Origin of the sequence: Salipiger bermudensis (assembly GCF_017309175.1) — a bacterium.
Classification (GTDB): domain Bacteria; phylum Pseudomonadota; class Alphaproteobacteria; order Rhodobacterales; family Rhodobacteraceae; genus Salipiger; species Salipiger bermudensis.
This window is the reverse complement of sequence record NZ_JAEKJV010000016.1, coordinates 98,705-119,489: the sequence shown is the minus strand read 5'-3', so window position 1 is coordinate 119,489 and position 20,785 is coordinate 98,705. Positions and strand designations below refer to the sequence as shown.

General features: G+C 64.3%; 18 protein-coding genes and 1 pseudogene. 3 read left to right on the top strand and 16 right to left on the bottom strand.

The annotated features are described in order from the left end of the window. Positions 1 to 192: 192 nt before the first annotated feature. The gene (locus tag JF542_RS19180; RefSeq protein WP_242533839.1) at positions 193 to 297 is read left to right on the top strand and encodes a helix-turn-helix domain-containing protein; all 105 of its coding nucleotides are present in this window, start codon (positions 193 to 195) and stop codon (positions 295 to 297) included. A 132-nt stretch (positions 298 to 429) separates the two neighbouring features. Here JF542_RS19180 and JF542_RS19175 read toward each other — a convergent pair whose 3' ends face one another. From JF542_RS19175 to JF542_RS19135, 9 genes and pseudogenes are all read right to left on the bottom strand, one after another. Continuing rightward, on the bottom strand, positions 430 to 1,359 hold the full coding sequence (locus tag JF542_RS19175) for a 2-hydroxyacid dehydrogenase (protein WP_207077024.1): 930 nt from the start codon (positions 1,357 to 1,359) through the stop codon (positions 430 to 432). A gap of 41 nt (positions 1,360 to 1,400) precedes the next feature. Next, positions 1,401 to 2,348: an AEC family transporter gene (locus JF542_RS19170; RefSeq protein ID WP_207077023.1), complete on the bottom strand. Its 948-nt coding sequence runs from the start codon at positions 2,346 to 2,348 to the stop codon at positions 1,401 to 1,403. 101 nt (positions 2,349 to 2,449) lie between these two features. Next, positions 2,450 to 4,114, bottom strand: coding sequence for a hydantoinase B/oxoprolinase family protein (locus JF542_RS19165; protein WP_207077022.1), 1,665 nt, complete (start codon positions 4,112 to 4,114; stop codon positions 2,450 to 2,452). Next, on the bottom strand, positions 4,111 to 6,243 hold the full coding sequence (locus tag JF542_RS19160) for a hydantoinase/oxoprolinase family protein (protein ID WP_207077021.1): 2,133 nt from the start codon (positions 6,241 to 6,243) through the stop codon (positions 4,111 to 4,113). The genes JF542_RS19165 and JF542_RS19160 overlap by 4 nt, the downstream gene beginning before the upstream one ends. 3 nt (positions 6,244 to 6,246) lie before the next feature. After that, the gene (locus JF542_RS19155) at positions 6,247 to 7,539 is read right to left on the bottom strand and encodes a TRAP transporter large permease (protein ID WP_207077020.1); all 1,293 of its coding nucleotides are present in this window, start codon (positions 7,537 to 7,539) and stop codon (positions 6,247 to 6,249) included. Beyond that, positions 7,533 to 8,156 (bottom strand): TRAP transporter small permease, encoded by a 624-nt coding sequence (locus JF542_RS19150; protein WP_007804059.1) that lies wholly within the window; start codon positions 8,154 to 8,156, stop codon positions 7,533 to 7,535. Before JF542_RS19150 ends, JF542_RS19155 begins: the two co-directional genes overlap by 7 nt. Before the next feature lie 9 nt (positions 8,157 to 8,165). Further along, positions 8,166 to 9,047, bottom strand: a pseudogene (locus JF542_RS19145) (TRAP transporter substrate-binding protein); the annotation flags it as partial. 234 nt (positions 9,048 to 9,281) lie between these two features. Further along, positions 9,282 to 10,859: a hydantoinase B/oxoprolinase family protein gene (locus JF542_RS19140; protein WP_207077019.1), complete on the bottom strand. Its 1,578-nt coding sequence runs from the start codon at positions 10,857 to 10,859 to the stop codon at positions 9,282 to 9,284. After that, positions 10,856 to 12,955: a hydantoinase/oxoprolinase family protein gene (locus JF542_RS19135; RefSeq protein WP_242533838.1), complete on the bottom strand. Its 2,100-nt coding sequence runs from the start codon at positions 12,953 to 12,955 to the stop codon at positions 10,856 to 10,858. The genes JF542_RS19140 and JF542_RS19135 overlap by 4 nt, the downstream gene beginning before the upstream one ends. A 133-nt stretch (positions 12,956 to 13,088) precedes the next feature. Here JF542_RS19135 and JF542_RS19130 point away from each other — a divergent pair, with 133 nt between their 5' ends. After that, the gene (locus tag JF542_RS19130; protein ID WP_242533837.1) at positions 13,089 to 13,784 is read left to right on the top strand and encodes a TetR family transcriptional regulator; all 696 of its coding nucleotides are present in this window, start codon (positions 13,089 to 13,091) and stop codon (positions 13,782 to 13,784) included. Positions 13,785 to 14,051: 267 nt separating this feature from the next. Here JF542_RS19130 and JF542_RS19125 read toward each other — a convergent pair whose 3' ends face one another. Continuing rightward, positions 14,052 to 14,396: a RidA family protein gene (locus JF542_RS19125; protein ID WP_207077018.1), complete on the bottom strand. Its 345-nt coding sequence runs from the start codon at positions 14,394 to 14,396 to the stop codon at positions 14,052 to 14,054. A gap of 167 nt (positions 14,397 to 14,563) precedes the next feature. Between JF542_RS19125 and JF542_RS19120 the strand changes: the two genes are divergently transcribed. Beyond that, entirely contained in the window at positions 14,564 to 15,496 is a 933-nt protein-coding gene (locus JF542_RS19120) for a LysR family transcriptional regulator (protein WP_207077017.1), read from the top strand. 72 nt (positions 15,497 to 15,568) lie between these two features. On the opposite strand, the gene JF542_RS19115 is transcribed toward JF542_RS19120, so the two are convergent. The 6 genes from JF542_RS19115 to JF542_RS19090 form a co-directional block, all read right to left on the bottom strand. Further along, positions 15,569 to 16,813, bottom strand: a complete 1,245-nt coding sequence (locus tag JF542_RS19115) for a Zn-dependent hydrolase (protein WP_207077016.1) — start codon at positions 16,811 to 16,813, stop codon at positions 15,569 to 15,571. A gap of 25 nt (positions 16,814 to 16,838) precedes the next feature. After that, positions 16,839 to 18,122 (bottom strand): TRAP transporter large permease, encoded by a 1,284-nt coding sequence (locus JF542_RS19110; protein WP_207077015.1) that lies wholly within the window; start codon positions 18,120 to 18,122, stop codon positions 16,839 to 16,841. After that, positions 18,119 to 18,592 carry a TRAP transporter small permease gene (locus JF542_RS19105; RefSeq protein ID WP_207077014.1) on the bottom strand — a complete coding sequence of 158 codons (474 nt, stop codon included), beginning with the start codon at positions 18,590 to 18,592 and terminating at the stop codon, positions 18,119 to 18,121. Before JF542_RS19105 ends, JF542_RS19110 begins: the two co-directional genes overlap by 4 nt. After that, positions 18,589 to 18,963, bottom strand: coding sequence for a cupin domain-containing protein (locus tag JF542_RS19100; protein ID WP_207077013.1), 375 nt, complete (start codon positions 18,961 to 18,963; stop codon positions 18,589 to 18,591). The genes JF542_RS19105 and JF542_RS19100 overlap by 4 nt, the downstream gene beginning before the upstream one ends. Next, positions 18,960 to 19,949, bottom strand: a complete 990-nt coding sequence (locus tag JF542_RS19095; RefSeq protein ID WP_207077012.1) for a TRAP transporter substrate-binding protein — start codon at positions 19,947 to 19,949, stop codon at positions 18,960 to 18,962. Before JF542_RS19095 ends, JF542_RS19100 begins: the two co-directional genes overlap by 4 nt. Before the next feature lie 415 nt (positions 19,950 to 20,364). Then, the gene (locus JF542_RS19090) at positions 20,365 to 20,748 is read right to left on the bottom strand and encodes a GntR family transcriptional regulator (protein ID WP_207077011.1); all 384 of its coding nucleotides are present in this window, start codon (positions 20,746 to 20,748) and stop codon (positions 20,365 to 20,367) included. Between the last annotated feature and the right edge of the window lie 37 nt (positions 20,749 to 20,785).

Sequence of the window (20,785 nt, the reverse complement as noted above, 5' to 3'; positions counted from 1 at the left end):
AAGCCAGCCAGGGCTGCGATAATTGAGGTCTACGCCCTGTCAGGCTTTGCTGCCGACAGCACTCAGAGTGACACTTCTGCTTTGCAAGCCCGGTGACATTTCTACTTGGTTGCAACATGAATGTACGCGGGGCACATTCTAAACTGCGTTGCGACAGATGCTCTATCTCGCTGGAAAGCAAGGAGAACGAGATTGGCCCACATCGAACTGAACCTGCGCGAAAGACGCCGGATTGAAGAGATGCTGAATGCCAAGGCATCAGTACGGAAAATCGCAGAGGCCATCGGCAGACCCTGACCATGCAGCACCTCGACCTGCCGTAGCTCGTAGGGCGTGGGTCGTCGTGGCGCAGCGGAGACGTATCTGTCCGATAGGGATTCCTTCCATTCCAGAGAACGGATCACATTATCAAACCGTGAGATCATACGTCTATCCTTCGACCGGCACGGCGAAATGGCGGCGCAGGCTGTTCAGCATGTGATCGGCCATGGCCTGCCGCGTCTCTTCGGTGCCAGACCCGATATGTGGCGTCATTACCACGCGCGGATTGTCGAGCAGAGCTTGCGGCACATGCGGTTCGGTCGCGAATACGTCGAGAGCGGCCCCCGCGATGCCCCCGGAGGCAAGAGTGGCGATCAACGCGGGTTCGTCGACCACTGACCCACGCGCAACATTCACGAGAAAGCCACGCCCCCCGAGCGCCTCGAGCACTTCGGCGTTTACCATATGGTGGGTGTCCCTGGTCAGCGCACAGGTCAGCACCAGCATGTCGCAGACACCCGCCATCTCGATCAGGTCGGGAAAGTAGTCGTAAGGCACCTCCTTGGGGCGGGGCCCAGTATAGGCGACAGCCGAACCGAGGCTTCGCAGCCTGCGCGCCAGCGCCTGTCCGATCGTCCCCATTCCGACGATACCGACGCGCATCCGGCCAAGGGAGCGAGCGAGCGGATAAGCCGCTTGTGCTGGCCAGTGCCCTGCGCGCATGAAACGGTCGGCCTGCACCAAGTCGCGCGTCACTGCCAGCGCCAACCCGAGAGCGGCATCGGCCACGTCCTCCGCCAGCACCGCCGATGTATTGGTCACCGTGATGCCCCGCGCCCGCGCCGCCGGCAGGTCAACATTATCGAGCCCGGCGCTGTAGCTGGCGATGATTTCGAGCGCGGGCAGCGCGTCCAGCAGTGCCTTGTCCACCCGGGTCTTGCGCAGGGCAATGCCACGGATCCGGGCGCCATGGGTCGCCAGCATTGCGGCCGCCGCGGCATGATCGGCGGGCAGGTCGACGACCGCGAAATGCGTCTTCAGCGCCGCAACCGTGGCATCGGGCAGGGTCGCGGCCTTGAGGATAAGGGGCTTCGACATTTGGAACCTCCGTGCGGCCGCAGCGGGCCGGATGTCGTGTGTCAGGGCAGGATGGCCAGCCATGCGGCGGCGGTGAACATCGAAAGCGCCGTGGCAGCCAGGACCGCTGTGGCCGCAACGCGTTTTGCCACGCCGTAAATGTTGGCGAAGATGTAGGCGTTCACGCCCGGCGCCATTGCGGCAGAGATCACCAACGAGCGCATCTGCGACGCCTCGAGATCCATCCACGTTCCCATGCCCCACGAGATCGCCGGATGTATCACCAGCGAAAGCGCGGTCATTCCGGCGATGGCGCGGATGTCGCCTTCGGGACGGTAGCGGTACAGGATGCCACCCAGCCCGAACAGAGCCGCTGGCAGCGCGGCGCCGGCCATCATGTTCATCGTCGCGGTGACAAGCTCGGGCACCGCGAGGCCGGTCAGTGCTCGGAACGCCTGCAATGTGAATCCAAACATGATCCCCATCACCAGCGGAGTCCGCAGCACGCCTCGGAGCGCCCGCGCACCAACGCGCAGAAGCCCGGAGCCCGTACCCGAGGAGCGCACGGCCTCCATCGCGAGGATGCCTATCGTGTAGAGCAGCGGGGAATGGATCGAGATGATCGCGAAGTTGTCGGCGAGGGCAGCATCACCATAGGCACGTTGGGTGATCGGCAGGCCCAGCAGGGCGATGTTGCCAAACATGCAGCCGAAGCCAATGGTCACGCTGTCTGCGGGCGGGCGATCTAGAAGCGCCCGCGCACCGACATAGGCCAGCGCCCCGCAGATCAATGCCCCCGCGTAATAGGACAGGAGGAGCCCGGCGTCGAAGCTCCGCGACAGGTCGAGCTGGGAAATGCCGCGCGCCAGCAGCAAGGGCAAGGCCCACGTCTGAGCGAATTTAGTAAGCCCGTCGATGGCCGCGTCAGACATCATCCGCCGCCAAGCTGCGAGGTATCCGGCTCCGACGACGACGAAAACCGGAAGGATAACGGAAACTAGATCAAGCATTTCGGCGATGGTTCTGAAAAAGAGAGAGATAGGCCCTGCTGAACCGGATCCCGCAAGGCAGCGGGCTCCGGTTCAGCAGGGCACGACAGGCGCGGGCCTGGTCAGCCGTGGCCGTAGACACTCCGCGCAGTCTCAGCCGAGATCAGGCCCGCCTCGAGATCTGCGGCAACCTCCTCGGAGGTCCGATCCGCCGGATCGCCAAAGCCCCCGCCTGACGGCGAGATATGGCGGAACACGTCGCCCTTGCCGAGTCTGTAGGGCTTGGTCACCAGAACGGGCAGCTCTGTGACGCTCTCTCCCTGGATCAGCAAGCTGACCGGGCCGGTCCCTTCGCCACCGCCATAAAGGCCGTGCGGACGGAAGTCGCGCTTGTCCGAACGCAGCGACAGCAGGCCGTCCTCTTCGCCGGTGTACTCGTATTCGCGGATGAACGAGTTGCCGCCGCGATGCCGCCCGGCGCCGCCGGTGTCGGGCATTATGCCATAGCGGCGGATGCGCAGGGGGTAATTGGCTTCGATCATCTCGACCGGCACGTTGGCCTGGTTGGCGCCCATATGCGGCACACCCACCTGACCGTCATGGGCCGAACTTGCGCCCCATGTGCCCATGACAGTCTCGGTGAAGACAAAGCTGCGCCCCTCGCGGTAGCCGGCGAAAGTCGGTACGGTGGACCCCCCCATGCCGTCGGCGGTGACGCGATCGGGCAGCGGCTGGGAAAGCGCGCCGAACATGGCGTCGATCACCCGGTAGCCGGTGATGCCACGTGCGCCGCAGGGGGCTGGATGCACCGAGTTGATCACCGTGCCCTTAGGCGCGGTCACCGTCACCACCCGCTCGAAGCCGTGGCAGTTGGGAATGTCCGATTGCATGATCGAGCGCAGCGCCGTGTAGACCGAGGCCTTGGTGAAGAGCAGCGGCGTGTTTACCCCGCCCTCGACCTGCGGCGAGGAGCCGTCGAAATCCACCGAGATGCTCTCATCATGGATGGTCAGCGCCACCTTGATCACGATGGGTTCGGGATGTTCGCCCAGCCCGTCCATGTGGTCGGTGAAATGGTAGGTGCCATTGGGCAGGTCGCGGATCTCGGCGCGACCCAGACGCTCGGCATAGTCGTGCAACGCCTCGGCGGCGGCCAGAACCTCGGTGACACCGAAGCGCTCGACCAGATCGGCGAAGGAGCGGCGCCCGGCGCGTGAGGCAGCCATCTGGGCGCGAAGATCGCCGTGGACCATCTCGGGCACACGAACGTTGAGGCCGATGATCTCCCAGATCGCAGAGTTCATTTCGCCCCGCTCAAACAGCTTGAGGAACGGCAGCCGCAGCCCCTCCTGATAGATCTCCGAAGCCCCGAGCGCGTTGGAGCCGGGCACAATACCGCCGACATCGGCGTGGTGCGCCAGCGTGGTTGTCCATGCGATGATCGCGCCCTCGTGGAAGATCGGCTCGACGATGTAGATGTCGGGAAGGTGCTGACCGTCGGCGGCGTAGGGATCGTTGCCGATGAAGCAGTCGCCGGGGTGGATATCCCCTTCGTAGCGGTGCATCAGGTGCTGCATCGCGTCGTAGAACGAGCCGAGGTGCATCGGCGTGGTCACACCCTGCGCAAGAGTCTGGCCCTTGGCGTCGCAGATGGCGGTGGAGTAGTCCATGCTGTCGCGAACGATCGGCGAATAGGCCGCGCGCATCAGCATCAGAGCCATCTCGTCGGCGATGGCGTCGAAGGCGTTTTTCATCACCTCGAGGCGGATCGGGTCGATGGTGCTCATTCCGCGGCTTCCTTGCTTTTGAACTGCTTGGCGGGACTTGCCACGGGCAGCGTCACGATGATGTTGCCGCGCGCATCCAGCACTGCGGTGCAATCGGGGGGCACGATCGTGGTACCCTCGTATTCCTCGATGATTGCTGGGCCCTGCAATGGCGCGCCAAGCAGCGCGGGACGGTCGAGGATGCGGGCCGGAACGCGGCCCCATAGCGGACCGAAATAGACCTCGCGTGTCGTTTCTGGAGCCGCCTGGCGGGCGCGGTATTCCGGCAGCGCCTCGGCGCCCTTGGGCACACGGGCCGTGGCGCGCAGGTTGACGATTTCGACCCCGGTGGTCTCCAGCCGGTAGCCGTAGGCGCGCTCGTGCGCGGCGTCGAATTCGGCGCGCATGGCAGCCGCGGCCGCTGCGTCGAACGTGCTTGCGGCGGGAAAAGGCAACGTCAGCTCGAACGCCTGTCCGCGATAGCGCATATCCACCTCGTGGATCAGTTCAACCTCATGCGTGCTGCGGCCCAGCTCGCCAGCCACCTGCGCATCGAGCGCGCCGAAGCCCTGCGCCAGCGCCGCAGGCTCGACGCTGTCCAGCGGGCGCAGCAGCGCCGAAGAGGCCTGGGTCTCGATGTCCGCGAACAAGAGCCCCAACGCGGAAAGAACGCCCGCGCCCGGCGGGACGATCACGGTAGAAACGCCCAGCGAGCGGGCCAGCGATACCGAGTGGATGCCGCCGTTGCCGCCAAAGGCGATCATCGCGAAGTCGCGCGGATCGCGGCCCCGGAACGTCGTCACGGATTTCACCGCACGCATCATCACCGTGCTGACAAGTTCGTGTACACCATGCGCCGCTTCTTCGAGAGAAATGCCCATGGGACCGGCCACCACTCGGTCGATCGCCTCGCGTGATTTTTCCGGGTCCACGGGCACCGCGCCGCCCGCGAGGGCGCTTTGGTTGAGGTAGCCAAGCACCATGTTGGCGTCAGTCACGGTGGGTTCCGTGCCGCCGGCGCCGTAGCAGGCCGGCCCAGGTGCTGCGCCGGCGCTCATCGGTCCGACCTTGAGCGCGCCGGCGCGGTCGCGCCAAACGATCGAGCCGCCGCCCGCACCGACCTCCGAGATATCGATCACCGGCAGTTTCAGCGCGTAGCCACCGCCTTGTGCCAGCTTCGACGACAGCGAGATGCCGCCGCCGACCTCGTAATCATCGGCCTTGAGCAGCTTGCCGCCTTCGATCAGCGACGCCTTGGCAGTCGTGCCGCCCATGTCGAAGGCGATGGCGTCGTCGAAACCGGCCTGAAGCATCACCGCCCGCGCACCGATCACCCCGGCGGCGGGCCCGCATTCGACGATCTGCGCGGGCTTGGCCACCACTGTGCGGCTGTCGACGATACCGCCCGCCGAGTGCATCATCTGGAACTGCGGCGGCAGACCGGCGGCGGCCAGACGGTCGCGCAGGCTGTCGAGATAGGTCTTCACCGGCGGGCCGACGAAGGAGTTGATCACGGTGGTCGAGGTGCGCTCGTATTCACGCAGCTCGGGTAGCACGTCGACCGACAGCGAAACGTAAAGGTCGGGCAGATGCTCGGCCAGCAGCTCGCCGATGCGGCGCTCGTGTGCGGGGTTCGCGTAGGAGTGCAGCAGACAGACTGCAACAGCCTCGCAGCCGCTGGCACGTATCGCCTCAATGGCGGCCATGACGCTGGCCTCGTCCAGCTCGGTCAGCACCTCGCCCTGGAAATCCGTACGCTCGGTGACCTCGAAGCGCCATTTGCGTGGCGACAGCGCGGGCGGCTTTTCATAGAGCGGATCGTAGAGGCGCGGCACCCTGATGCGGCGCATCTCGAGCACGTCGCGGAAGCCCTCGGTGGTGATCAGCGCGGTCTTGGCGCCCTTCCCTTCCAGAATGGCATTGGTGGCCACGGTGCAGGCGTGCATCACCTCGCCGATGTCCGAAGGGGCCAGCCCCTCGACCTCGATCAGCTCCAGGATGCCCTCGGCCACGCCGCGGGCGTAATCGTCGGGGGTCGAAGCAACCTTGCGGGTGGCGATGGTGGTGTCGGCCCGGATCAGCGCGACATCGGTGAAGGTGCCGCCGATGTCGGCCGCAATGCGCAGAGAACCGCGTGAGGTATCGGTCATGGATCAGTTTCCCAGAAGCAGGTCGGGCAGGAAAAGCACCACGCCCGGCGCGTATGTGATGATGAAGAGAACGGCGATCAGCGGCACCAGGAACGGCAGCGACGCCCGGCACACGGATTCGAACGAGATGTCCCCGACTCGGGTGACGATGAAGAGCGCCACGCCGACCGGTGGGGTCACGATGCCGATGAGCAGGCCGTAGACCATAATCAGCCCGAAATGCACCCGGTCGATGCCGAAGTGATCGACGATCGGCATCATGATCGGGATCAGGATGATCATCGCGGGGATGTTCTCGAGGATGGTGCCGAGCGCCAGGAAGAAGATGATGACGAGGAGCAGGAACAGGTAGCGGTTCTCGGTGAAGCCGACGACGGCTTCGGCGATGGTCTGCGGCACCCTGTCATAGGTCAGCACGAAGCCCATGGCATGGCTGACCCCGATGATCATAAGGATCGAGCCGAAAAGGATGATGGTCTCGCCAAGCGCGGTCCGCAGCCGCGAAAACGCGAGGGAGCGGTAAGCGATGCCGAGGATCAGCGTGTAGGCGCAGGCGATGACGCCCGCCTCGACCGGGGTGGCGATGCCGGTGGTGACCGAGCCGATGATGATGAACGGCGCAAGGATCGCCCAGCCCGAGCGCGAGGTTTCGCGCAGGATATTGCGGGCGCTTGGCATCGGGGTCACCTGCACGTCGAAACGGCCGGCTGCGAAGCGGTTGTAGAGCATCAGCACCGCGACCAGCACGAGGCCCGGCCCGATCCCGGCAAGGAACATGCGCTCGACCGAGACCTGCGCGCCGAAGGCGTAGATCAGCAGCGGTACCGATGGCCACATGGTCGGCCCGATCACCGAGCTGGCGCAGGTAAGCGCCGCCGAGAAGGCCTTGGGATAGCCGTGCTTTTCCATCTGATTGATGACGAGGTTGCCGATGCCGGCAACGTCGGCGATGGCCGAGCCGGTGACGCCGCCGAAGAGCAGCGAGCACATCACGTTGACCTGCGCGAGGCCGGCACGGAAGTGGCCGACAAGAGCGTTGGCGAGCACAAAGATGCGGTCGGTGAGGCCGATGGCCGTCATCAGGTGACCGGCGAGGATGAAGAACGGCACCGCCATCAGCGCCGGGGCGTTGATGCCCTCTAGGATGTTGAGCGGGAAGGTGTAGAGCAGGCGCAGGTTGTCGGCGAGGCCGATCTGCCAGAACCCGGCGAGGGTGCCGGCGGCCAGCGCGACCACCACGGGCACACCGAGAAAGAGCAGCACCATGAAGATGCCGAAGATCGTAAGGGCTACCATGCGGCCGCTCCTTCATCGCCGGCAGGTTCGTCACGGCTCCAGCCTGCGGGGATGCAAACCAAATCGAAGATGAAGTGGATCAGCAACATCAGCGAGGATGCGAGCATGGGAACCGAGAGCCAGTAGCGGCTGAGACCGACGATCTCCATGTTGCCGCGCTGGCGGGCGAAGATCTGAGGCGCCTCGGCCAGCAGGATGCCGGCGACGACAAGGCCGGCGATGCCGGTGAGCACGCGCGACAACAGCCGCCCGCGTCGTCCGAACCGGTCGATCAGGATCATCAGTTCGATGTCGAGCCGCCGGCGGTACATGACGTAAAAAGCCAGGAACACTGACCAGACCATCATCACGCCGGTCCAGGGCGACACCCAGAGGAGACTGTCAGCGCCGGCGTTGCGCAGAAGGATGTTGGCGAAGTTGAACGCCAGCATCAGCACCAGTAGGAGCATGGCACCGCCCTGAAACACGGTGGCGGCGCCGTCGAGTATGGCGTCGACGGTGCGGACCCACTTGGGCGCACCCGGCAGGCCGCCCGGCGCGGTCGCTGGGGCGGCATCGCCCCCGGCGGCGCTGGGGTGCGCACCGGGGGCTTTGTCGTTGGTCAGTTTGGCTGCCATGATGCGCCGTCAGCCTTCGCTCGGGATAGCGGCTTCGAGCAGGCCCTCGGGCAGCTCGCCGGCGGCGTCGCGCTCGCGGTACCAGTCGGCCATCGTCTCGAACAGCGGCTCTAGCGGCATGTCGGTGAAGGTCACACCCCGCTCTTCAAGTAGGGCCTGCATGCCGGCGGCGTTTTCGGCCATCAGCTCTGCCGAGTAGGCACCGGCTTCCTCGTGAGCGGTCAGCAGCGCCTGCTGGTCCTTCTCGGGGAGCGCGTCGAATGCGGCGGCGTTCATCATGAACGGCAGGCCCTGCCAGAACTCGTTGGTCCGGGTGATGTAGGGCGCCTGCTCGTAGAACTTCATCGCCTCGACCAGCGCGGCGGGCGAGGTTGCCGCATTCACGACACCCGATTGCAGCGCCTGATAGGTTTCGGTCCATGCCAGCATCTGCAGATCGGCGCCAAGGTGCTGCCACACGTCGATGGCCAGCTCGTCGGGGTACATGCGCAGCTCGACGTTCGAGATGTCCTCGTAGCTCTCGACCGGCTCCTTGGAGATCAGCACGCGGTACGGCCCGCGGACCATCGCCATGGGCTCGCCAAGAGCGCGCACGCCGGCGACCTCTTCGGCGGTCTCGAACCAGCCCTGCACGAGATCGGAACGGGTGAACTCGACCCAGTCCTCGCGGCTCTGGAACAGGAAGTGCGGGGCAACCCACTTGATCTCGGGCACCCATTTCTGGAGAAAGAAAGAGTCCTCGACATAGATGTTCACAGTGCCCAGCTCGAGCTGTTCGAGGATGGAATCTTCACGGCCCAGCTGTTCGTTGGGATAGACGTCGACGGTCAGGTCACCGCCCGAAAGTTCGGCGACGCGCTCGGCGAAAAAATCGTAGACGATACCCTCGGGGCTGTCAGAGGGCTACTTGGTCGCCATGCGCCAGGTTTCGGCCGACGCCATGGTTGCGCCCAGGCCGAAGCAAAGCGTGGCCGCCACGAGACTGCGACCGAGGGTGGGAAAATGAAGATTGGTCATCCTGTTGTCTTTCCTTTTTTGAGAAGCATCCCGGCTTGCCAGGAAGGGGGAGTGGGACCGGTTGATCCGGTCTCCGGGGTATGTGAGCGTTCTGCTACGGGCTAAGGGTCAGACACCCGCGCCCCAGCCGCCGCCGCCGGGGGTTTCCAGCGTCACGGCTTCCTTGTCCTTCAGGGTGAGCGAACCCTTGGCGGGCCGGTCCTGCCGATTGCCGTCGGCGTCGGTGGACCAATTGATGCCGCGCATGCCATCGGCGCCGCCGTGAAGGCCATAGGGCGCAAAGGCGCGCCGGTCGGTCTGAAGCGAGACGCGGGCATCGTGACCGATCACCTGGATCGACCGGATCAACCCGTCGCCCCCGGGGTTCTCGCCGGCGCCGCCCGAGCCGTCGCGCAGCTCGTAGCGGACGCAGCGCAGAGGGTAACTGATCTCGAGGCTCTCGATCGGCGTGTTGAGAGTGTTGGACATGTTGGCGTGGACGCCAGACATCCCCGGCCCCATGGGACGCCCGCCCTGACCGCCGCCCGAGGTCTCGATATAGGTATAGGGGCGACCATTGCGCGGGTCGATGCCACCGATTCCGATAAGGTTCATCGTGCCGTTGGACGCGGCGGCGATGCGATCCGGCGCGATCTGGGCAAAGCCGCGCAGCACGGTGTCGGCAAGGCGTTGGGTCGTCTCGGTGTTGCCGGCGCAGACGGCTGCAGGCTTCTGCGCATCCAGGAAGCACCCCTTGGGGATATGCACCTCGACCGGGCGCAGCACGCCGGCGTTGGGCGGCAGGCTGGCATCGGTCAGCAGCTTGAGCGAGTAGAAGATCGACGACCAGCACATCGGCGCCACGGCGTTGACGTTGCCCGCAACCTGCGGCGACGTGCCGGTGAAGTCGAAGGAGATCTTTTCGTCGTCGATGGTGATCTTGAGACGGATCCACACCGGATCGTCCGAGGATCCATCGTTGTCGAGGCAATCCTCGCAGGTCCAGGTGCCGCGCGGCAGTTCGGCCATGCGGGCGCGCATGCGACGCTCGGTGTAGTCGAGAATGGCCGCAAGGCCGGCTTCAAGCACATCGGCACCGAAGCGGTCGGCGACCTCTTCCATGCGCCGCGCGCCAACCCGCAGGGCGGACAGCTGGGCGTTGAGATCGCCGCGCCTCTCCGCGGAGGTACGCACGTTGGCGAGGGTCATCGACATGATGTCCTCCTGCAGCACACCGGCGCGGTATAGTTTTACCGGCGGAATGATGATGCCTTCCTGGAAGATTTCGATGGAGCGCCCGGGCATGGACCCGGGTTCCATACCGCCTACGTCGGAGTGGTGCGCGCGGCTAGCGACATAGGCGATGCGGCGGCTGTCGATGAAGACCGGTGCAATCAATGTTATGTCGGGCAGGTGCGCCCCGGCCACGAAGGGATCGTTGACGATGACCACGTCGCCCTCGTCCAGCTCGCCGGTGCGCTCCAGTGTCGGCTTCACAGCGCGCAGCATCGAGCCGAGGTGCACCGGCACATGCTCGGCCTGTGCCACCAGCTCGGCATCGGCGGTGAAGATGGCGCAGGAGGCGTCCATGCGCTCTTTGATGTTGGGCGAGAACGCCGTGTGCTTGAGCACCGAGCCCATTTCCTGCGCGGTCGCTTCGAGCGCGTTGCGCAGAACCTCAAGGCGGATCGGGTCAAAATCAGTCATTGTGCGACCTCCACGACGAGAGAGCCCGACGCCAGCACGGTGGCGCGGTCTCCGGGATAGAGAATGAGGGTGGCCGAGACTTCTTCGATGGCGGCAGGGCCTTCGATGACATTGTCCGCGAGCAGCGCATCACGTGCCCAGACTCCGGCCTCGTACCAGTCTCCCGGCGTCGCGCCATCGGCGGTCTCGTAATAGATCTTGCGGCGGCTGATCAACGCGCCCTCAGGCGGGGTTTCGGTGCCGCGCGCCAGTTCCGGCAGCACCGGCTTTTCGATATGACCGATGCCGGTGACGTTGACCCCCACCACCTCGAGCGGGGCGCTCGGGTCGGCATGGCCGAAGCGCGCCTCATGCGCGGCATTGAAGGCGGCGGGCAAGACGTCCCACCAACCGGGCTTCGTGGTGTCGACCGGGATCGGCAAGGCGAAGCTCTGGCCATCATAGCGCAGGTCCAGCTTGACCTCGTATGAACGCTGCGCCTCAGGAACGTCATCGGCTTCGAGCCGTTCACGCGCCGTGGCCTTCAGCTTTTCGATATGAGCCAGTGCGCCGTCCGCGCCGAGATCGTCGAAAAGTGCGATGTGCGTCTCGACGAAGTCGTGGCGCAGGTCAGAGATCAACTGCCCCATCGCGCAAAGGATACCGGGGGTGGGCGGAACCATGACGCGCGGGATGCGCAGGTCGGCCGCTACCGGGCTGCCGTGCATCGGGCCTGCGCCGCCGAAAGGCACCAGAGCAAAGTCGCGCGGGTCGTAACCACGCTCGACCGAGACAACGCGGATGCCGCGCACGATGTTGGCATGGGCGACACGCAGAATTCCCGCGGCGGCCTCTTCCAACGTCAGCCCCAGCGGCTTTGCGATATCTCGCTCGATAACGCGGGCGGCACCGCTCACGTCCATCTCCATGGTACCGCCAAGGCGCGAGCTGCCGTCAAATCGGCCGAGTACGATGTTCGCGTCGGTCACGGTGGCCCGGTCACCGCCGTGCCCGTAGCACACGGGACCAGGACGGGCCTCGGCGCTCATCGGGCCGACACGCAGGGCGCCGCCTTCGTCGATCCAGGCGATGGAGCCACCGCCCGCGCCGATGGCGTTGATGTCGATGACAGGCAGCTGAATCGGCACGGTCTCGAGCGAAGCCGTGCGGGTGATCTCTGGCCGGCCCCGGCGGATCAGGCTGATGTCGGTGGAGGTGCCGCCGATGTCCATGGTGATGATGTCGTCGATCCCGGCCAGAGACGAAACATGCGCCGCCGCGACCACGCCGCCCGCCGGCCCCGAAAGCACCGTGTGCACCGGCTTTTCGCGGGCACTGTCCAGGCTCATCAGCCCGCCGGCCGCATCCATGACCATCACCGGGCGATCGGCAGCCAGCGCAAGGCCGCGCTCCCCATCCATCAGGATCTCGGACAGGGTGCTGAGGTAGGTGTCCATCACCGGGCGCAGGTAGGCGTTCAGCACGGTGGTGCTGGCGCGCTCGTACTCGCGAAACTCGGAGTTCACGTCGGTGGAGGCGCAGACCGCGACGCCGGGCATCTCTTCTTCGAGGATCGCGCGGGCACGGCGTTCATGCGCCGGGTTGGCGTAGGAATGCAGGAAAAGCACGGCAACGGATTCAACGCCGGCGGACTTCATTTCGGCGGCGACGGCGCGGACATCGGCCTCGCTCAGGGGGACGATCTCGGCGCCGGTCTGGTCCATGCGGCCGTCGGCGGTGAAGCAAAGCTCCCTTGGAACAAGGGGTTCGGGCCGCGTTACTTCGATGTCGAACAAGGTGGGACGATTCTGCCGCCCGATCTGAAGGATGTCTCGGAAACCCTTGTTTGTCAGAAAGGCAGTGCGGGCGCCGTTGCGCTGGATCACCGCGTTGGTGGCGGTTGTCATGCCATGACCAAGATAGGACACGTCGCGCCCGGTCGCCCCCTGCTGCGACAGGGCCGTCTTCAGCCCCTGCGCCGTGCCGAGGGCACGGTTTGCGGGGGTCGTCGGAACCTTTGAGACGCTGATGCGGCGGGTCTGCGAATCGTAGGCGATGCTATCGGTGAAGGTTCCGCCCACGTCCGAAGCGACGCGGAATCTGGTATCTGTAGGCAAAGTCCATATTCCTGTAACGATAACGTTGCAGTTAGAAAGCGCCAGACCGCTGCGGATCGTCAACTTGCGTCATGCCCAAGAGGGCATTAATTTCGAGGCTCGGCCTTCATTGTGCAAAAAACGGACAGTCCCCATGAAAAAGACAGGTGCCGAGGCACGAGAAACCGGCCAGGCACAGGGGCCGAAGCCGAACCTGAACGAGCTACGCAGCCAGGAGACGCGTCAGAGAATCCTCGCTGCGGCACATGCTCAATTCGTTGCGAACGGATTGGAGGGCACGCGGATGGAGGCGATCGCCCTGAGCGCGGGCGTGAACAAATCCCTAGTTTATCGCCATTTCGGCAATCGCGAGACGCTCTACTGCACGGTGCTTGACCGTGCCTACGCTCAAATCCGCGCCGGTGAAAGCGCACTGGAGCTTCCCGATGACCCACACGAGGCGCTTGCACGCGTGGTCGACTACACCTTCGACTACTATATCGCCAATCCGGACTTCCTGGTGCTCGTTGGCATCGAGAACCTCAACAAGGGCGAATTCCTGAGACGCGTCGACAAGGCTGGGCTGAACGTCGACAACCTCAAGGGCATATATCGCAAGGTGCTGGACATGGGCATGGAGCAGGGCGTGTTTCGCCGAGGTGTCGACCCAGTTGACCTCTATTTCGTGGCCTCTTCGCTGTGCTGGTATACGGTCGCAACGCAGTACACCTTCGGTATCACCTTCGAAACCGACGTGCTTTCGAAGGAAAATCTCGCCAGCCGGCGCTGGATCATCCACACGGCCGTGCGGGGTTTTCTGACCGAACCACAGCCCGAAGCGCCGGGATGACCGGCGACGCTCTGACCCCGCGACACCGACGCACCTTCGGAGGGCTGCGCTTGGCGCGGGGCTTGTCGCAAATGCGCTGCTCCCCATCTTTGGACCGCCGAAAGCTGGATTTTCCAGCTATTTGGTCTACCGGGACGATGCTCTTGGGCGCTGGCGGCATTCCCCTGTCCTGACGTCGCGAAGGTTCTGGCAAGGAAGCCGCAGGAGCGGGCAAAGAGCAAATAGCCGGAGGTCATGACTCGCATAACCTCCGGATTGGAAGGCCGATCAGACCGCCGCGGTGACGATGAACTCCACCTTGTAGTCGGGCGTGGCCAGCTTGGCTTCGCCACAGGCGCGCGCCGCGGGGTTGGCGGGATCGACCCAAGCATCGTAGACCGCGTTCATGTCCTGAAAATCGGCCATGTCTGCCAGCCAGATGATGACCTGCAGCAGCTTGGACTTGTCCGTGCCGGCCTCTTCCAGAAGCGCATCGATCGCGTCGAGGCAATCCCGGGTCTGGCTGGCCACGTCCGCGCCGGGCGTGCCGACCTGACCGGCCAGATAGACAGTGCCATTGTGGATGACGGCCTGGCTCATACGGGGGCCGGGGTGAAGGCGTGTGATGCTCATGTGACTTTCTTTCTGATGAAAACTTCGGCAATCTTATCCCCGCACAAGAGGTCCGCACAGATGCTGTGCATAGAACCAGCCAATCTCTATGATAGCTCCTTGCTATTTTCGGACTGAAACACGCACAGGTACCTCCCATATCACCCGACGACACCGGAACCGCCAGCATGGACAGCATCAGTCAAGCCGACCTGAACTGGAACCTTCTGCGCGTGTTCTACATGATCTCCGAGGAGCGGAGCATCACGAAGGCCGCGCGGCGGCTCGGCCTCAGCCAACCCTCTGTCAGCAATGCCCTGCAAAAGCTCGAGGCCCAGCTCGATTGCCAACTGGTCTTCAGAGACAGCCGCCATTTCGAGCTGACAACGCGCGGCGACAAGATTTTCCAGGAATGCCGCGATATCTTTCACAGCGCCGAGCGGATTTCACTCCTGGTACGCGACGCCGAGACCGAGGAGCGCGGGCAGGTCCGCTACCAGATCATCTCGAACCTGGTGTCGCCGCTGATCGACGAGGCAATGCGTCTTTTTCACCACCGTCACCCATCGGTGATCTTCAAAAGCGAAGTGCAAAACAGCCAGACCATCGTTCGCATGATCCAGCAGGGCCACGTGCAGTTGGGATTCTGCCTGCTGGCCAAGCCGCTGGTCAATCTGCCGTCGATCCGTCTTTTCCGCGAGGAGTTCCGAGTGTTTTGCGGCGCTGAGCATCCGCTGTTCGGGAAGGAAACGGTGGAACTGCGCGACCTTCGGCAAGAGCCGTTCATCTCCTTCGCCTGCGCCACGGAGGGCATGGGGCTGGAGCCGATGTCGGTCCTGCGCGAAGGGACACGGCTCGGCAATCGGATCAACGGGCTGAGCACCAACACCGAGGAGGTACGGCGGATGATCGTCAACGGCATGGGCATCGGTATCCTGCCCCTGGCCGTCGCCCAGGACGACATCCGACGCGGCGAACTCTGGCCGCTGAAGATCACCGACGAGCCGATCGGGGCGGATGTCTACCTGGTCCATGCCGCGGCCGAGAAACTGTCCGCGTCAGAGCGGAAATTCGTTCAGACGATCGAAGAGCTGCTGGCGCTCTACCCCGATATGGTCTGAGCGGCGGCAAGCTTTGCCGCCGCCAGATCCCGAAGCGCCATTCCGCCGGATCCAAAGACCCTCAGCGCTAGGTCATCGGTCGGCCCGCTTGACGACCGCGTGCAGGAGGATGTTCAGTCCGGCCACGAAGCTCTCGGGCGTGCAGTTTTCCTCGTTGTTGTGAGTGATGCCGTTCTCGCAGGGCGTGAAGATCATCGCCGTCGGGCAATGGGTGGCAAGGAAATAGGCGTCGTGGCCCGCCTGACTTTCGATGTCGCGCCAGTTGAACTCCATGCGGATCGCTTCATCCCGGATGCTGTCGATCATCTCCTGATCGAAAATGTCGCCGCCCCATTCCCACTCGTCCTCGATCCGCGCTTCACAGCCACAGCGGGCAGCGGATTCGTAAAGCGCCCGGCGCATCTTTTCCGCCATAACGCGGGTGGTGATCGGGTCGGGGTGGCGTACGTCACAGACGGCCTCGGCCGTGTCCGACAGGATGCCGGCCTTGTTGGGCCAGGCTGTGAGCCGCGCCGCCGTCGCCTTGCCGTCATGCACCGCGAAGTCCCAGCCGATGTCATCCACGGCGGTCAGCCAGCGCGCGCCTGCGGCCAGCGCGTTCTTGCGCAGATCCATCGGGGTCGGCCCGGTATGCGAGGTCTGGCCGGCGAAAGACGCCCGCATGCCCCGCACCGGATACCCGCCGGTCACGATGCCGACTTGCCGCTTTTCGGCATCCAGGATCGGCCCCTGCTCGATATGAAGCTCGAAATAGGCGTCGATCTCACCCGCCTTGCAGGCCTTCGCGCCCTTGTAGCCGATCCGCTCGAGCTCATCGCCGAACCGCGCCCCGTCATCGGCGACAAGGTCATGGACCCAGTGGATGTCATACTTGCCGACGAAGCAGCCAGAGGCGACCATTGGTGGCGAAAACCGCGCGCCTTCCTCATTCGTCCAGTCGACCACGACGATCGGGCGTTTGGTAACATGACCCGCGTCGTTCAGGCTGCGGATCACTTCCAGCCCGCCCAGCACGCCGGCGATCCCGTCGAACCGCCCGCCATTGATCTGGGTGTCCAGATGACTGCCGATCAGGATCGGCGGCAGGTCGTTCTCCGTGCCGTCGCGGCGGCCAAAGACATTGCCTGCGGCGTCCACCTCGACGCTCAGGCCCGCCTCTTCGCACCACGCGCGAAACAGGTCGCGCATCTCGCGGTCGGCATCGCCGAGCGTCAGGCGCGACAGACCGCCGGGGCGGCCTTTGCCGATCTCTCCGGAGGCCTCAATGGTGGACCAGAAACGGTCAAGGTCGACGCGGGTATCGGGGGTAATCGGCATGGGAAACCTTCTTTCGGAGCCGGGATCAGAACAGGATGCCGGGGAGATCGGTGATCAGCGCGGGGAAGAGGACGAGAAGCAGCAGCACCCCGACCATCACGCCAAGAAACGGGATCAGGTACTTGAACGACGCGCTGAGCGGGATCTCACCAACCCGGCAGGCGGCCATCAGGTCGATCCCCAGAGGCGGGGTATTGGCCCCGATGGCAAGGTTGATGGTCAGAAGGATGCCGAAATAGACCGGGTCGATGCCGTAGTGGCCAAGGATCGGGAGGAACACCGGCGCAAGGATCAGGATGATCGCGATGCTCTCCATGAAGGTTCCGAGGATCAGCAGGACCGCCATCATCATCAGAAGCGCGACGGTCGCGCTCTCGGTGGCTTGGGTGATGCCGTTCACGGCCATCTGCGGCACCTGTTCGGCGGCGAGGATCCAGCCGAAGACAGAGGCTGAGGCGATGACCAGAAGGATCACGCCGGTCATTTCGGTGGTTTCGCGCAGCAGCCGTGTCAGCGTGGACAGTGACAGCGCGCGATAGACGAAGACCCCGATGAACAACGCATAGGCAACGCCGATCCCGGCGGCCTCGGTCGGGGTGAAGATGCCAAGACGAATGCCGCCGACGATGATGATCGGCGCCAGCATGGCCAGGATCGAGCCCTTGGCGGCGCGGCCAAGTTCGCCCCAGGAAAACGGCTCCCCGCCCTGCCAGCCATTGCGGCGGGAAATCCACCAGGCCACCAGCATCAGGCCAAGGCCGAGCAGGATGCCGGGCAGGATCGCGGCCACGAAGAGTTGCCCGATCGAACTGTTCGTGGCGGTGCCATAGACGATCAGCACGATCGAGGGCGGGATGACGGTGCCGAGCGATCCCGCGCAGCCCAGGGCCGAGGCCGAGAACCCGGGCGCATACCCCTGATCCTTCATCGCGGGCAGCATCATCGTACCGATGGCCACCACGTCAGCCACGCCCGACCCCGAGAGCGAGCCAAACATCATGCAGGCGATGATCATCACCATCGCCAAGCCTCCGGTCCTCCGCCCGATCAGCGCCGAGCAGAGCGCAATGATCCGAGGTGCAAGCCCCCCATGAACCATCAGAAGTCCCGCCAGCAGGAACAGCGGAATGGCGAGAAGCGTGAAGCTGTTGATCCCCGCGACCGCGCGCTGCGCAACCACGATCATCGGCGCGGCATCGGCGATCAGCAGATAGAACATCGACGACAGGCCGAGCGCAACGGCGATAGGCGCATCCAGCAGCACGAGTACCACGAAGACAACGAGAAGAAGTGCAAGGGCGAGGCTCATGTCCGGCCGCCTTTCAGGATGAGCCCCAGGAGGGCAAGGCCGCAGCAAATCGGCAACGAGAGGTAGAACAGGCCAACCGGTAGCGAAAGCGCGGTGGTCTCGTGCGACCAGGTGATCCCGGTGAGTGTCCAGCCGGTCCAGATGAGCACCGCGAGGAACACGAAACTCGCCAGCCATGCGAGAACGGCAAGCCCCTTGCGCAGCGGCGCGGGCATCGCCACCAGGTCAAGCAACCCGGCGCGGAAATGCGTGCCGCGCACGAAGCCCGAGATCGCGCCCACGAAGGTCAGCCAGACCAGCGCCAGCCGAGGCAGCTCCTCGGCCCAGCGTGGGGTCGAGGAGAACAGGTAACGCGAGATGACGACGTAGACGACCATCGCCGCAAACCCGGCGACCAGCATCGCGCCACACCAGCGCGCCGCCCGGTCAATCAAGCTGGCCGCGCGCAGCGACCCGTTCGCAAGTCTCATTGCTTCAAGACCCCTTCCGAGCCACGGCACAGCGTGCATTCATCGCAATAGGCCGCCACGACGACCCATTCGTCGGAAATCACCTCAACCGTGTGATCCAGTCCCGGCGGCAGGCGCACTGCGGTGCCCTCGGTCATGTGGTATTCCGCGCCCCCGGCCCGCAGGATCGCCTCGCCCCTGAGCGTGAGCGTCACCTCGTCGCGAGGATGACTGTGCGCGATCGATGTCGCGCCCTTCTTGCCTGTCGTCACGGAGAGCTTGATATAGCCCTCGCCACGCGCCGCAGGCGAAAACAGCACCTTCTGCGAGAAGTCGTAAAGTTGCACCGGCTCCACCGATGCAACTTCTGCTGTTTCAGGCCGCAGGGTCATTTACGGTACTGGTCGAGGATCGTCAGAAGCTCTTCGCCATAGACATCCTTCTGGCTTTCCCAGATCGGCTCGACCGCCTCGATAAAGGCGGCTTTGTCGACTTCGTTGAACGCCATGCCCTCTTCTTCCAGCTGGGCAATCAGCTCGTCGTTCGCGGCGGCAACCATGTCACGCTGCTTCAGGCCCCAGGTGGTGGCGGCGTCCATGACGATCTCCTGATCCTCGGGCGAGATCTTGTTCCAGGTCGCGTTCGACATGGTCAGTGTCGCCGCGCCCCAGATGTGCTCGGAGAGCGAGACGTATTTCTGCACCTCAAAGAACGATGCCGAATGGATGATCGAAAGCGGGTTTTCCTGTGCGTCGAACAGGCCTTGTTGCAGCGCGGAATAGAGCTCGCCAAACGACAGCGGCGCAGGCTCGGCACCAAGACCTTCAAAGGTGGCCAGCCGAACCTTGTCCGGCGTCACGCGGATCTTCAGACCGGCAAGGTCTTCCGGCGTCTCAATCGGGCGCACGTTGTTGGTGATGTTGCGGAAACCGTTTTCCCACCACCCAAGCACCTTGATGCCTTTGCCGTCCAGCAGGTCGGCCAGCGCGACACCCAGATCGCCGTCAAGCGCGGTAAAGGCCTGCTCGCGGGCCCCCCAGGCATAGGGCATCTCGATGATCCCCATGCGCGGCTCGATCCCCTGGAACGACCCCGACCCGATCAGACCGGCCTGCACCGACCCGAACTGCAGGCCCTCGATCACTTCCTTCTCAGTGCCAAGCTGGCCCGAGGGGAACACCTCGATCGCGACGCGACCATCGGTGCGCTCGGCCACTTCCTCAGCGAAACCGGAGGTGGCGATGTGCCAGCTGTGGCTTTCAGGCAGGACGTGGCCAAGCCGAATGGACACGTCATCAGCCAGTGCGGCAACCGGTGCGAATGCAGTCAGACAGGCTGCAAGCATCCCGCCCTTGAGTAGACAGGTGGGGGTTCTCATGTCGTCTCTCCTGTTGAGTTTTGTTTGAGGCGAAGAAATACTGAACCCAAAACGGGCGCAAATAGCACAGCGCTATGATTGGCAAAGTCTCTTCTTATGCACTCGGGTGAAAGGGTCCAACATCGGACACCGGGATTGCGAAGACCGTTCAGGCGAGAATTCTCTCGCCGGTCGGATCGCGGTAGTTTGGAAGATCCGGGCACCGATGATTGAAGGGCTGCCTTAAGCGGATTCCCAAACGAAGACAATTCGTTCGGCCCTCCCGCGAGGCATTGCAAGAGTAGAAAATTTCCAGAGTTCAGTCGTCCGTCGTTGGGAAGCCACGGGCGGCGTCGACACCTCAATCTATGCGCATGGTCTCCACAGGGAGCGCCTCGTTTGACTGGGCGGACCCGGCGCGTCGCGAAAGACTTGGCTACTGGGCCAGCTCGCGCAGGTACGCGACGATGCCCTCGACCGAGCCCGCCACGTCGCGCTTCATGACGCGCGCCGCCGCGTCGGCATCACCGGCCTTGATGGCCGCAACGATCGCATAATGCTCGTCCACCATCGACCGCCCGCCGCGCTGGTAGAAGCTCGAGACCACTGGGCCGGTCTGAAGCCAGAGCGCGCTCAACATCCCGCCGAGGATCTCCATCCGGGCAATGTTCACGATCTTGAAGTGGAATTCCTGATTGCACCCCGAGGCCGCATCCCAGTCTTCCTCGCGGAAGGCCGCCTCGTTCCGGTCGATGATCTCCTCCAGCGCGGCAGTGTCGTCCGCGTTCGCATTCTCGGACGCGGGCCGGGCTTCCCTCATGTGGGTCACAATGCGCGCGTGGCGTGGTGTGTGACCC